Origin of the sequence: Ruegeria sp. EL01 (assembly GCF_900313035.1) — a bacterium.
Classification (GTDB): domain Bacteria; phylum Pseudomonadota; class Alphaproteobacteria; order Rhodobacterales; family Rhodobacteraceae; genus Ruegeria.
The window spans coordinates 301,168-314,908 of sequence record NZ_OMPS01000003.1 but is presented as its reverse complement, the minus strand read 5'-3'; the positions used below and the strand labels follow the sequence as shown (position 1 = coordinate 314,908).

Sequence of the window (13,741 nt, the reverse complement as noted above, 5' to 3'; positions counted from 1 at the left end):
GCCGTACAAACAGTGAAGCTGACACTAGATCATCGGGCCGAAACCCTACTAGCGCGATATACAGACATTCAATCCGTCGAAAACGAACCAAACCGCCCACATATCTCTTCAGTTATCCATCAATGTCAAAGAACAAACACCCAAGACCCAAAATCAGACCGTAACGCCAATCCCTCAGCGCAACCGCCCAAATCATAACCTCAGATGCCCACCGTCTCTCCAGTGCGTCCAGCTGTCTCTCCAACCCGTCCGGCCGTCTCTCCGACCCGTCAGCACCACCTCAGTAGCGCCGGTGAAGGGGGTTCTAAGTATAACACACTAAGACCGCAAGCAGAAAAAACCAAAAACTCAGAAAAACTCAACATATCATACTTTATTATTAATAATCAAAATCTTAGATAAAATCGAGTGAGCGCTACTCCGCATAAAACACGCGCATCCGTCTAGAAAAGTCGCCACCACAAGGCGTGTTCTCACAAATACCGACAGACTCGGTCGCGAGTCAGGCGGAATCGGCCTGGCGCCAGCGGATCAACCCGGCCGGATTCGGAAGACGCAAGGCAAGCAGGCCCGCAATGATCGCCAGATAGATCAACGGTTCGATCTGAAACCCCTTAGCCAGCATCACATAGTGAAGCGCCCCGAGCAGTGCGGCCGGATAAATCAATCGATGCACCTTGCGCCAGGATGGACCCAGACGACGTACTGACCAATTGTTCGACGTAACCGCCAGGGGAAGCATCAACAGGAACGCGGCCATGCCGACTGTGATGTAGGGGCGTTTAAGGATGTCCGCCCAGATTTGGCTGGGCAGCTGTACATCCAATACCAGCCAGACCAACAGATGCAGGCCGACATAGATAAATGTCAGCACGCCAATTGCCCGGCGAAACTTCATCAGGTTCAAACCGACATGCCGCCGCAGCGGTGTAATTGCCAGGCCGACAATCAGCAGCTGCAGCGCAAGTTCACCTAATTTATGTTCGAGCGCTTTGATCGGCTCAACCCCCAACCCTCCGGTCATTGCGAGGTAAAGCAACCAAGGTGCAGGCAAAGCGCCCAGAAGGTAGACGCCCCAAACAGGGATCTTGCGCAATATCTGGTTCACTGCCTGCATGATCTCAGTAGTTCTTTGCCAAATCCATACCGTCATACAAGCTGGCAACCTCTTGTTCATATCCATTGAACATCAAGGTGGGGACGCGCTTGGAAAACAGGCCACCGCCAATGCGTCGTTCCGAGCCCTGCGACCAGCGGGGGTGATCCACATTGGGGTTAACGTTACTATAGAAACCATACTCGCGCGGGCCGGCCATGTTCCAGCTGGTCGGAGGCTCTGTGTCGGTCACGGTAATGCGAACAATCGACTTGATTGACTTGAATCCATACTTCCAAGGAACCACCAAACGCAGAGGCGCACCGTTCTGGTTCGGAATAGGTCGGTCGTAAATCCCAGTTGCCATAATTGTCAGAGGATGCATCGCCTCATCCAGACGCAGGCCTTCGCGATAGGGCCATTCGAGAACAGGGGAACGAACCCCGGGCATTTCCTCGGGGCGGTAAGCGGTCTCGAAGGCCACATATTTTGCACCCTCCTGAACGCCAGCCATGTTCAGTAGATCGGAGAGTTCAAACCCGTTCCACGGGATCACCATCGACCAGGCTTCGACACAACGAAACCGATAGATACGTTCTTCAATCGTCATCTCGGACAGAATGTCTTTGAAGTCGTAATCGCCGGGTCGATCCACCAGGCCATCAATCTTGATGCTCCATGGTTCGGTTGTCAGTGACCCGGCATATTTGACCGGGTCGTCCTTGCCGGTCCCGAATTCATAGTAGTTATTGTAAGACGTGATCTCTTCCCAAGTGTTTGCTTCAAGACCATCCTCAGCCGCAGCTGGCCCGGACAACGCCGTCAGCCCTGCACCGGCCATACCAGCCATCACCTGCCGCCGGTTCAAAAACGCCGCCCTCGGGGTGACGTCGGCATGTGTCAAAGTGTTGGTCCAGCGTTGCGCCATTTGGGTCTCCGTCATCAATCAGCCTCGGGAACAAGGTAATGTCTGATAACACAGAGCCAAGGAAACCGGCGTCACGATTGAGAGAAGAGACTGTAACGTTCGCATCATGCGTCAATCCCGCGGGCTATTATACGCATGTTTGAGCATCGCTTGCCGTGCAAAACCTGCGCCTACCGCAGTTCAGAATGGTTGTTCCCCACGCGGTTCTCTTCGCCATCATGCTGACCAAGACCGCTAACGAGGCAATCGAAAACCAGCTCTGCGGCTTGGAAGCGACGATCAATGGCACAGCTCTGTTTCTGCCGAATACGTTTCACCCAAGCGGGACAATGATTGCTGCTGCTGTTGTTAATGTTGTCGTCGCGCTCTGGGGCTTTAGTTGGCGTTTTTCTGAGCGGGTCACACCGAAGTGATGCCGCATCCTTGGTGGTTGGTGAACCGCCGGGACGCTCGAACTTTACAAGTGTTCGGCTAAAAGTGCAGGCTGGACCGCATATAAGGCAAGTCAAATGGGCGAATGGCTGGGCCATCCGACGGATTGCGAAACCGCAGAGGGAGAATACCATGTGTGACATTTGCGTAATGAACGCGGTCAAGGACCGTATGTTGTCGCGACGAGGGTTCTTCAAGGCAGCAGCAGCAACCGGTGTTGCGGTCGCCGCAACCGGCGTTTCAGCGCCAGCGGCGCTGGCTGACGGCCACGGCGCGGTCGAAGACATGACCCACACGCTCAGCCCTGACTTTCCGACCTGGGGAGGTGAGCCCGGTATTTCAGCCGAGCAGGCTTTTAACTTTGCGGATCACGGCTTCAACCTGTTCAATCTTTCAATCAATGAACATACGGGTACACATATCGACGCGCCTTTGCATTTTTCGGCGGATGGCGCCTCGGTTGATGAAATCCCGGTCGCAGATCTGGTCGCGCCGCTGTGCGTTGTGGACATCGCGGCCCGTGCGGCCGAGGATGCTGATACACGGGTCACCCCCGATGACCTGAAGACGTGGATTGCTGCCAATGGCGATATCCCCGACGGAGCCTGCATCGCAATGCATTCAGGTTGGTCCGCCAAGGTTGCGACCGATGGCTTTCGGAATTTCGACGGAGAGGCACAGCACTATCCCGGTTTTCACGTTGAGGCTGCACAGATGTTGATGGAGGACACCGGCGCCAGGTCGATTGCGGTGGATACCTTGTCGCTTGATCACGGCATGTCGGCTGATTTTGCCACCCACTACGCGTGGCTTCCCTCCGGCAGATTCGGGATTGAGTGCCTCGCCGGTCTGGATCGCGTCCCTGCCTCAGGTGCTACGCTGGTCGTAGGCGCACCAAAACATGCCGGCGGAACCGGCGGCCCAGCGCGTATTTTCGCGTTGGTCTGAGGAACCCAAAGGTCGACAAGATGGGCATCATTTTTGTAGCCGCAATACGCGTATAAAAGTGCGCTATCTGTTTGCACCTGTTCGAACCTGTGCAGGCAGATAAAGAATGGTGTCCACACATCCACGCGGAACGCGTGAACACGTCTTCAGACCGGTTGGTATCATATTCGACGTGCGGAAAAGCCGGGATAGAAGTGCGACCGATATGTACAAAGATCGCGCAGAATGGAGACACTCACCGCCCAAACAAACCATTCTAGCGGGGCCGCTTATGGGTCGCGTTGCCAGCCAGCTGGGTTTCTTGTGCTTCCCCTGACAATCAACTGGCTTTCGATTTCAATGCGCCCCGGAGACGGTTCGGAATCATCAATCATCGATAGCAACATCCTGACCGTCGCTTCAGCCATTCGGTTCGCTGGCTGGCGCAGCGTGGTTAGGTCAAAGGTCTTCCACGCAGCCATCGCAACATCATCGTAGCCGACAACCGAAACTTCATGGGGAACATCCAGACCAAGCTCGTGCTTGAGTGTTTCAAGAACCGCAAAGGCCATATGGTCGTTGCCAACGAATATCGCATCTGGCCCAAACCCCTTCTGGAACAGATCAAGCGTCGCTTTGCGCGCGATCACCCGGCTGTATTCGCAATCAACAACGTGAAACGGTTCCATTCGCCGCGCGGCCATTTCCGCCAGAAACCCGGCTTGCCGCTCGCGCCCGTTCAGAGATTTTTGCCAACCCGCAATATGCGCAATTCGTGTGTGGCCCCCGGCCAGCAGAAACCTGGCCGCAAGCCGCCCGCCTTCGAAGTTTGCCGCCGTAACCGAGGCAAGATCTGGGTTTTCCTGCCCGCGATTGAACAGCACTAACGGGATGCCGTGGTCCTGTAAGCGTTTGGTCAACTCGCTGGACACGCTGACAGACGCCAGAATGATACCGTCAACTTGATGCGCAAGAAGGTCTTCAACCACGCCGTCAACTTCGTCGGTCAGGTTTGAGGCGAAGAAGGTCATGATGTGATAGCCATGTTCGTGGAACTCGGCGGACAGCTTTTCCAAAGCTTCGGTGTAGAACGGATTTTTTAGGTAGGCGAGAACAATACCTATGGTTCGGGACCGGCCAGTGTTCAGCGAACGGGCCAGGGTATTGGGCCGATACCCGAGCTTATGGGCGGCCTCGCGCACGCGCTGCTGCTTGTCGGCAGAAACCTTTGAGCCCGGCATGAAAACACGGCTGACAGTTGGCTGGCTTACACCTGCCAGCTTTGCCACTTCTGCCGCTGTTGCTCGGCCCACTCGCATACGCTACCCGTTGATTTGACGATACTCCGCCGCTGTACCACAAGCCAAGTTGATGTCACCAGAGCGGCTCATGCAGATGTTGAAACGCTGGACCGGCCCACGTCAGATATCCGATTTCCGGTTTCCGGGTCGAACAGATAGATATGCTCGGCCGATAGTGAGATACCAACAACGTCATCCTGATTCTTGCGCAAGTGCCGGCTGCCGCGTGCAATGACACGCTGCTTGCCCCATTGAACCGTCAGCAACGTGCTTTCGCCGGTGTTTTCAAAGGCATAAATTGTGACGTCTATGTCCCCCTCACCGGGCTCAAACACCTTCATGTCGTCGGCGCGCACCCCCAGAATGACAGCCGGGCGGTCAGGGATTCCCACTTGAACCAAGCGTGTACCGCCGGTTGTGACAAACATGCCATCCTGAACTGAACCGTTGATCAGGTTCATGGCCGGAGAGCCGATGAAGCCGGCAACAAAAAGATTGGCCGGATCGTTGTAAATCTCGTCCGGTGTGCCGAGTTGCTGGATCACCCCGTGTTTCATCACCGCGACGCGGTCGGCAAGTGTCATCGCCTCGATCTGGTCATGGGTGACATAAACTGTGGTGATCTTCATCTGACGGCTGAGATGTTTCAGCTCAGCCCGCATCGTAACACGCAGTTTGGCGTCGAGATTGGACAAAGGTTCGTCCATCAGGAAGACCTTGGGCGTCCGCACAATGGCCCGCGCAAGGGCGACCCGTTGCCGTTGCCCACCAGACAACGCTTTGGGTTTGCGATCCAGAAACTGGGTCAGTTCGACCTTTTCGGCGGCTTCGTGCACCTTGGGCGCAATCTCCTGCTTCGGTATGCCCCGCACTTTGAGCGGATAGGCAATGTTGTCGAAGATCGTCATGTGGGGATAGAGGCCATAATTCTGGAACACCATCGCAACGTCCCGATCTTTCGGCAGATCATCATTGACCATGCGGTCGCCGATCCAGATTTCACCTCCTGTCGGATCTTCCAACCCTGCGATCATGCGCATGGTCGTGGTCTTGCCGCACCCTGACGGGCCGAGCAGAACCAGAAACTCCCGGTCATGGATATCTAGGGACTGGTTGTCGACGCCAACAAAGTCGCCCCAGCGTTTCGTCAGGTTCTTGAGACGGACTTCAGCCATCAGCGTACGGCTCCCATAGTCATGCCTTGCACGAAGTATTTGCGAATGATGAGGGCGAGGACGAACATCGGCAGCATGATGATGATGCCCGCTGCGCTGAGCAGGTTCCAAAGGTCGCCCTCCTCGCCTTTGAACAAGGCCAGCCCGATGGGCAGCGTCACCGCGTCTTTATTGGTCAGGATCAGTGCGAACAGAAATTCATTCCAGGCGATGATGAAACAGAAGATCCCGGCAGTCAGCAAACCGGGGGCCGCCATTGGCAATACGATGTTGAGGATCACCTGTATGCGCGACGAACCATCCACCAACGCTGCCTCTTCCGTGTCCAGCGGGATGCCATCAATGAAACCCTTGATCATCCAGATGGCAAAGGGCATCACGATGGCAAGGTTCACCAGGATCAGTCCAAGCCGCGTATCAAGCAGCCCGATATCGCGGAACATGACAAAGAATGGCAGGATGATCACCACGGCTGGGACAAACTGCGTTGCCAGTATCATCACCAACATTGCCGTCTCACCGGTCAGGCGAAAGCGCGAAAAGGAATAGGCTGCCATCGTGGCAATAGGGATCGCAACGACAACGGTGACCAGCGCGACAATACTCGAATTGAGTAGCTTAGCCCCCAAATAGTAGGGCGCATCAAAGACAACTCCGAAATTCTTCAGTGTTGGCGTGAACAGCAGCTTGAGCTGATAGACATCAACGTGGCTCTTGAACGCTGCCAGAAAAATCCAAATGATCGGGATCAGCATAATGAAGATCGCGATCAGGATCAGAGTAATCTGGATCGCATTGACGATTTGTTTCCTCTGGCGCCCGGTCATGACGCTTTCCTGAACACGAACTTTGCATACGCGTAAGTAAGAAAAATCATCGGAATGACCATCAACCAGGCGACGGATGCCGAGTAACCGATCTGCCCGTATTTCATACCGTTGAAATAGATATAGTGGCTGAGCGTTTGTGTCGCCGTGCCGGGACCGCCGTTGGTCAGCATAAATATCTGATCGAAGGTTTTCAGGCTGAAGATCGATTTGAGAATGATCACCACGGCCAGCACCGGTGCGAGCTGAGGCAGTGTCACATCGCGAAACACCCGCCAACCAGAGGCACCATCAACCTGAGCCGCCTCAATCGTTTCAGGCGGAACCGAGGCCAGCCCGCCGATCAGCACAAGTGTCAAAAATGGTATCCACCCCCAGACGTCGGCCATCACACAGACAGCAAAGGCAAGCTGCGGATGGGCCAACCAGCTGATATCGGCGAGCGGCGGGAACACGGCTCCGAAAAAGGCATCGAACAGTCCGAATTCGGGATTGAACATGAAGCGGAAAGAAACGCCGATCAGCGCGGGCGACATGGCGAAGGGCAGGATGAGCAACGTTTGCACACCCGATCTGAGCCGCCCGCCCGGTGCCAGAAGCATCGCCAAACCCAGTGCCAGCAGCGTCGTCAGCGTAACCGTCAACACAGTGTAGATCCCGGTCACCCAGACCGAATACCAAAAAGCGGGTTCTTCCCAAAACGCCCAAGTGTAGTTCTCAAAGCCAAGATAGCCCTGGGGGAAGTTGGGCTTGTTGAGCCGCCCGACAGTGAAGGACAAGCGCAAAGACTCGACAAGTGGCCAAATCGCCGTGGCGAAAACCACCAGCACCGCTGGCAGCACCAGCAGGTATTTCAGCGTATTGTCACGCATGATCCGTCCAATCCGATTGCACCGGGTGTGGCCGTCATGGCCACACCCGGCAAAGCATCACTCGATACGTCCAGCGCGCTTGAGCACGCGGTTTGATTGCTCGGCGGCCTCGGTCATCAGCTCCCGGACATCGCCACCGGCCGCGGCCTTGGCAATCGCGGCCGACAGAATGTCTCCGACTTCGGGCCACTCCGGAATCTGCGGCATGATGTCGGACTCTTCCAGCGACTCCCAGGCTGCTGCCTGAATCCCATCATTTGCCGCATTCACATCCGCGTCCTGCAGCGATGAGATATGGGTGACAACGTTGTTCACAATCGACTTGCCAGCCACTTCGCGTTCGATGGCGTTGGCCTTGTCCATTTCAGGGTTCGAAAGCCATTTCATGAATTCCCAGGCTGCTTCCTTATTCTCGGAATAGTCAGAAATCGAGAAAGGCATCGAAATTGCATAGGTTTTGGTACGCCCATCGTAAGACGGCATCCCGGTGAACCCGACCTGATCCTTGGTCAGCGTAGACGATTCCGGGTTGTAGAAACCGGAATACGCCCACCACCAGACCGGGATCATCGCGGATTTGCCCTGCATGAACGACTGACGCGCGTCCTGCTCGACAAAGGCCAGACTGTTGGGGTTTGTAACGCCATGTACAGTGTGTAATGCGATGTAATCTTCAGTTGCCTTGATCGCCTCGTCACTGGTCCAGGCTGCGGTCCAATCATCGTTGAAGATATCCGCCCCAGCGGCCCAGAGGAAATTGATCCAGATGAACAGGTTCTGCCGGTTTCCGTCGTTGTTGTAGTACAGTGCCAAGGGGGCAATGTCGGGGTTGGATTCCTTCAGCTCTTTGCCGATTTCGATCACTTCTTCCCACGAGGTCGGCGGCTCTGGGATCAGATCCTTGCGATAGAACATCAGCTGCGGATGAGCGCGCAGTGGGAAGCCAAGCGTCTTGCCATCGTACTGGGCTGATCGTGCAAACGCCGCCGGATAGCGATCCATCGAAATCCCATCCTGCGCCATCATATCATCGATCGGCATCAGCCAATGCGCATTTGGCGGACCCCAACTGTCGAGGTAATTCACCACATCGAAGGTTCCATTGGCCGCAATCCCTTCGGCATTGATCTTCTCTTGCAACGACCCGAAGGGAATGAATGTCCACTCTGTTTCGATTCCGGTCAGCTCGGTGAATTCGTCATCACGCAGCATCAGGCCGTCAAATTGTGGGGTTACGACGCTTAGAATATTGAGCTTTGCCCCTGCATATGGCTGACCTTCCTTCAGATTATAGGGAATATCTTCAGCAGCGGCGTTGAGCGGCGTCAGCGACATTGCGGTCACGACCACGCCTGCCTTCAATAGAGTCTGTCTGCGCATTCTCTCCTCCCTCACGAATCGCAACATTTGATTACCTAGGGTAAGATTATCGTGAATACGTATTCACGAACTATCTGAGCTTTGTTGACGTTGGCCTACCAAGCCCGATCAAACTGACATTAGCCAGGTCGTGTTGACAACGAGATTGATCTTGGTCGTGAAGCCACCTGGAGAACGGCCAAAACCCTGTCGCGGAGTCCCTTTTTGCGCCCGTTCGGCACGCGGGCAGCCAGAATGAAACGCTCGAGGAACGCCCACTCTTCGTTCGACATCAGGTCTCATCCCAGGTTGGTTCCACCGCAGATACCAGCTTGAAACACGCCTACGGCCTGTTCTGAATCCCTTTTGTCAACATGACCTAACATAGCCATCATGCAAAACCTGCATTTCATAATATTCTTCACTTCATAAAAGGGTAGCCGCACTGCGGTGCTGTCGAAGTGATCAAAGGTTCAAATCTCAAACTTTGGCGGCGAATGGATTTCTTTTTCTGCTCCCCCCCTTTAAACTTGGCGTTATTCACGACATTGATAGGACAAGCGAAACGCCATAGTGGTCTCGGGAATCATAGCGCAACAGGCATCGGGCTAAAGCCCATCAGGCAAGCGGAAACACAGCCGTCTCTTTGACCGTTCCATAAACAAAACTGGTGTCGATGGAGGCAATACCACCAATCGGATGAATGCGATTTCGGATAAAGCCTTCATAGGCCTCGAGGTCCGACACGAGAACACGCAACTGATAGTCCATGGCTCCGGTCAGGACATGGCATTCGATAACCTCATCAATCATTCGAACCCGCTTTTCGAAATTCTGAACATCCGTTTCGTTGTGCCGTTCCAGCCGAATTCGCACGAAGACGGTAATGGCCACCCCATAAGCGGCAGCGTCCACATCGGCGCTGTATCCCTTGATGACCCCCTTCGCCTCCAGGTTCTTGACCCGACGCAAGCAGGGCGACGGTGACAGGTTTACCGCATCAGAAAGATCCTGGTTGGTCATGCGCCCATCCCGCTGGAGAGCGCGGATGATCTGTCTGTCCTTGTCGTCCATGGCAACTCCCCCTGTGGCAGATTAAGCTAATTTCTAGCTCATTCCTGGCATGATTTGCAAGTAAATGCCCCGCCATGAGGTCTAAATTAGTCTTCAACAGGACACAGGAGATTGCCATGACCCGCTCAACCGGATTTGCCACCCGCGCCATCCACCACGCCTACAACCCGCTTGAAAACGACGGCGCTCTGACCCCGCCGTTGCATTTGACATCAACCTTTTCGTTTCAAACAGCCGAGGCCGGTGGAGAGATGTTTGCCGGCGAACGCGAAGGTCATATCTACAGCCGCATTTCCAACCCCACATGCGATCTTCTGGAACGCCGCATTGCCACCCTTGAAGGCGCCGAAGCCGGGCTGGCCCTTTCCAGCGGTATGGGCGCGATCACCGCGGTGTTGTGGACCCTGCTGTCGCCCGGTGACGAAGTTATCGTCGACAAAACGCTTTACGGCTGCACCTTTGCGTTCATGCGCCATGGTCTGGCGAAATGGGGCGTCACAATCACCCATGTTGACATGACCGATCCTGCGAACCTGCGTGCGGCCGTTTCGGAAAAAACCCGCGTGGTTTACTTCGAAACCCCCGCCAATCCGAATATGCGGCTTGTGGATATTGCCGCCAACGCAGAGATCGCGCATTCGGTCAGCGCACAGGTGGTGGTCGACAACACCTATGCCAGCCCATATCTCACGCGACCGATCGAACATGGTGCGGATATCGTTCTGCATTCCGCCACTAAATACCTTGGCGGGCATGGGGATGTGGTCGCCGGTCTGGTTGTGGGCAACGCGGAACAGATTGCAGAGATCCGTTTGGTCGGTATGAAGGACATGACAGGGGCAGTGATGGCGCCTTTCAATGCGATGCTCATCCTGCGAGGACTGAAGACCCTAAACCTTCGTATGGACCGCCATTGTGCTTCGGCAAGGGTCGTGGCCGATTTCCTCGAAGCTCACCCAGCTGTTGAAACCGTGTATTTCCCCGGACTCGAGAGCTTTGCCCAGCGCAATATCGCGCAGCTGCAGATGTCCCAACCCGGTGCAATGATCGCCTTTGAAATCAAATCTGGGCTGTCCGCTGGCATCACATTGATGAATGGCCTGAACATGATCCAACGCGCAGTATCCCTGGGCGATGCTGAGACCCTGATCCAGCATCCGGCGTCGATGACACACTCCACTTACACGCCGGAAGAGCGCGCCGAGCATGGTATCAGCGACGGCCTGATCCGCCTGTCGGTCGGACTTGAGGATGTCGAAGACATCCTTGCAGACCTTGAGCAGGCCCTGCCCTATCCTGCCCGTAGCGCCACCTGAACCTGGAGACTGACATGCAGCCTGATCCCACCCAACTGAAGATCGTCGAGCAACGTCTACTGTGGTTGTCGCATTGGATGATCCACCATGCCAACCATGTCCGGCCCAAGGTGGACGGGATCAAGGTCGGCGGGCATCAGGCGTCTTCAGCGTCGATGGTATCGATCATGACCGCGCTCTATTTCTCGGCCCTGCGCCCCGAGGATCGGGTCGCGGTCAAACCCCACGCGTCACCGATCTTTCATGCCATGCAATATCTCATGGGCAATCAGACCCGCGACAAGATGGAGAACTTTCGTGGGTTCGGCGGCGTGCAAAGCTATCCCAGCCGCACCAAGGATATTGACGACGTGGATTTCTCGACCGGGTCGGTGGGGCTGGGCGTTGCGATCACCTCGTTTGCTTCGATCATTCAGGATTACATCAACGCCAAAAGCTGGGCAGCGGACGCCCCGATGGGGCGCATGGTGGCATTGGTCGGTGATGCCGAGCTGGACGAAGGCAATATCTACGAAGCTTTGCAGGAAGGGTGGAAGAACGACCTGCGCAACACATGGTGGATCATCGATTACAACAGACAGTCACTGGATGGCATCGTGCGCGAGGGGTTGTTTGAGCGGATCGAAAAGATCTTTGACGCCTTCGGCTGGGACGTTGTACGCGTAAAACACGGTGTCCTGCAACGCGCGGCATTCGAGGAACCCGGGGGGGACCGCCTGCGCGCCTGGATCGACGCCTGCCCCAACCAGGAATATTCAGCGCTGACTTTCATGGGTGGCGCGGTCTGGCGCCAACGGCTTATGGATGATCTGGGTGATCAAGGGGACGTTACAGCCCTTATTGAGCGGCGCACGGACGCAGAACTGGCAGCCTTGATGGAAAACCTTGGCGGCAACTGCGTCGAGACCATGGCCCAGACATTCGCAGCCATCGACCACGACCGCCCTACATGTTTTCTGGCCTACACGGTCAAAGGATGGGGCACGCCCATCGCGGGCCACAAGGACAACCACGGTGGGTTGATGAACAGCAGCCAATTTTCCGATTGGCAGGCCCATATGGGTGTACCCGAAGGTGAGGAGTGGGAGCTGTTTGCGACCCTGGGTGATCCAGTGGCGTTCAAACGTTTCCTGTCGCAAGTACCCTTTTTCGCCAAAGGTCCGCGGCGCTATCTTGATGACAAGCTGGCTGTTCCATCCATCGGGATAGACACAAGCCGCGAGATTTCGACCCAGATGGCTTTCGGCAGAATCTTGGATGATCTGTCCAAGGGAGACAGCCAACTGGCCGAACGCATCGTGACCACGTCGCCCGACGTGACCGGTACGACCAGCCTTGGCCCCTGGGTCAACCGATGCAAGTTGTTTTCCCGCTCCGAACAAGCCGACGCTTTCATCGAGCACCGCATCCCATCAACTGCAAAATGGGAGTTCACCCCTACGGGGCAGCATATCGAGCTTGGCATCGCCGAAATGAACCTGATGCTGCTTCTGGGCGCAGCAGGGCTGTCACATTCTCTTTTCGGCAAACGGTTGATCCCGATTGGCACAGTGTATGACCCTTTTGTGTGCCGCGGGCTCGATGCGCTGAACTACGCTTGCTATCAGGATGCGCGGTTCATGCTGGTAGGTACACCTTCAGGGGTGACGCTGGCTCCGGAAGGCGGCGCACACCAATCCGTCGGCAGCCCGTTGATTGGAATGAGTCAGGACGGGCTGGCCGCCTTTGAACCTGCTTTCGCCGATGAATTGGCGGTGATCATGGAGTGGGCCTTCGATTATCTGCAGCGCGACGGCGAGGGGCAACCAGACGAACGCACGTGGCTGCGAGATGAAACCGGCGGTTCGGTTTATCTGCGCCTGACCACCAACCCGATCGAGCAGCCGGGCAAGCGCATTGACGATGAATTCCGTCAGGGCGCTATCGACGGAGCCTATTGGCTGCGCAGGCCCGGGCCCAATTGCGAAGTTGCAATCGCCTATCAAGGTGCCGTTGCACCCGAGGCCATCAGGGCCGCCGGACTGATTGGCGAAGGCCGGCGAGACATCGGTGTTCTTTCCGTCACCTCGGCTGATCGGTTGAACGCTGGTTGGACCGCCGCGCAACGCGCGCGCTCGCGCGGCAACCAGGCTGCACGATCCCATATCGAAACGCTGATGTCGGACCTTGCGCCGCACTGCAAACTGGTCACCGTCATTGACGGGCATCCGGCAACGCTTTCTTGGTTGGGCGCCGTGAATGGGCATCAAACCATCCCGATGGGCGTCGAACATTTTGGTCAGACCGGCACCATCGGCGATCTCTATCGCCATCATTGTATTGATGCCGACGCCATCGTCGAGAAAGTGAACGGACTGACGGTCGGGAAACAGATGTTCCAACGAGACATTGGTCTTGTCAGACCTTAAAACCATTCTCAAACAACGGTTATCGC

Annotated in this window: 12 protein-coding genes; 4 read left to right on the top strand and 8 right to left on the bottom strand. The window is 55.8% G+C overall.

What is annotated here, in order from left to right:
- Nucleotides 1-502: 502 nt before the first annotated feature.
- Complete coding sequence (gene msrQ, locus D9K61_RS03175) at nt 503-1,117, bottom strand: protein-methionine-sulfoxide reductase heme-binding subunit MsrQ (protein ID WP_120631787.1); 615 nt, start codon at nt 1,115-1,117, stop codon at nt 503-505.
- Nucleotides 1,118-1,121: 4 nt separating this feature from the next.
- Nucleotides 1,122-2,024: a protein-methionine-sulfoxide reductase catalytic subunit MsrP gene (msrP, locus tag D9K61_RS03170; RefSeq protein ID WP_120631786.1), complete on the bottom strand. Its 903-nt coding sequence runs from the start codon at nt 2,022-2,024 to the stop codon at nt 1,122-1,124.
- A 185-nt stretch (nt 2,025-2,209) separates the two neighbouring features.
- Between msrP and D9K61_RS03165 the strand changes: the two genes are divergently transcribed.
- Nucleotides 2,210-2,437 (top strand): hypothetical protein, encoded by a 228-nt coding sequence (locus D9K61_RS03165; RefSeq protein WP_120631785.1) that lies wholly within the window; start codon nt 2,210-2,212, stop codon nt 2,435-2,437.
- Nucleotides 2,438-2,588: 151 nt separating this feature from the next.
- A complete protein-coding gene (locus tag D9K61_RS03160) occupies nt 2,589-3,404 on the top strand; it encodes a cyclase family protein (RefSeq protein WP_120631784.1) in 816 nt (271 codons plus the stop codon).
- Nucleotides 3,405-3,673: 269 nt separating this feature from the next.
- Here the strand turns inward: D9K61_RS03160 and D9K61_RS03155 are convergent, their stop codons facing one another.
- The 6 genes from D9K61_RS03155 to D9K61_RS03130 all read right to left on the bottom strand — a co-directional run bounded on the left by D9K61_RS03155 (nt 3,674) and on the right by D9K61_RS03130 (nt 9,991).
- Complete coding sequence (locus tag D9K61_RS03155) at nt 3,674-4,702, bottom strand: LacI family DNA-binding transcriptional regulator (RefSeq protein ID WP_120631783.1); 1,029 nt, start codon at nt 4,700-4,702, stop codon at nt 3,674-3,676.
- Between the two features lie 68 nt (nt 4,703-4,770).
- The gene (locus D9K61_RS03150; protein ID WP_120631782.1) at nt 4,771-5,859 is read right to left on the bottom strand and encodes an ABC transporter ATP-binding protein; all 1,089 of its coding nucleotides are present in this window, start codon (nt 5,857-5,859) and stop codon (nt 4,771-4,773) included.
- The gene (locus D9K61_RS03145) at nt 5,859-6,686 is read right to left on the bottom strand and encodes a carbohydrate ABC transporter permease (protein ID WP_120631781.1); all 828 of its coding nucleotides are present in this window, start codon (nt 6,684-6,686) and stop codon (nt 5,859-5,861) included. Before D9K61_RS03145 ends, D9K61_RS03150 begins: the two co-directional genes overlap by 1 nt.
- Nucleotides 6,683-7,558 (bottom strand): carbohydrate ABC transporter permease, encoded by an 876-nt coding sequence (locus tag D9K61_RS03140; RefSeq protein WP_120631780.1) that lies wholly within the window; start codon nt 7,556-7,558, stop codon nt 6,683-6,685. The genes D9K61_RS03145 and D9K61_RS03140 overlap by 4 nt, the downstream gene beginning before the upstream one ends.
- 57 nt (nt 7,559-7,615) lie before the next feature.
- Entirely contained in the window at nt 7,616-8,938 is a 1,323-nt protein-coding gene (locus tag D9K61_RS03135; RefSeq protein ID WP_120631779.1) for a sugar ABC transporter substrate-binding protein, read from the bottom strand.
- Nucleotides 8,939-9,535: 597 nt separating this feature from the next.
- The gene (locus tag D9K61_RS03130; RefSeq protein ID WP_120631778.1) at nt 9,536-9,991 is read right to left on the bottom strand and encodes an Lrp/AsnC family transcriptional regulator; all 456 of its coding nucleotides are present in this window, start codon (nt 9,989-9,991) and stop codon (nt 9,536-9,538) included.
- A 116-nt stretch (nt 9,992-10,107) separates the two neighbouring features.
- Here D9K61_RS03130 and D9K61_RS03125 point away from each other — a divergent pair, with 116 nt between their 5' ends.
- Nucleotides 10,108-11,307, top strand: a complete 1,200-nt coding sequence (locus D9K61_RS03125) for a methionine gamma-lyase (protein ID WP_120631777.1) — start codon at nt 10,108-10,110, stop codon at nt 11,305-11,307.
- 14 nt (nt 11,308-11,321) lie between these two features.
- Entirely contained in the window at nt 11,322-13,715 is a 2,394-nt protein-coding gene (locus D9K61_RS03120) for a 1-deoxy-D-xylulose-5-phosphate synthase N-terminal domain-containing protein (protein ID WP_120631776.1), read from the top strand.
- The last annotated feature ends 26 nt before the right edge of the window (nt 13,716-13,741 follow it).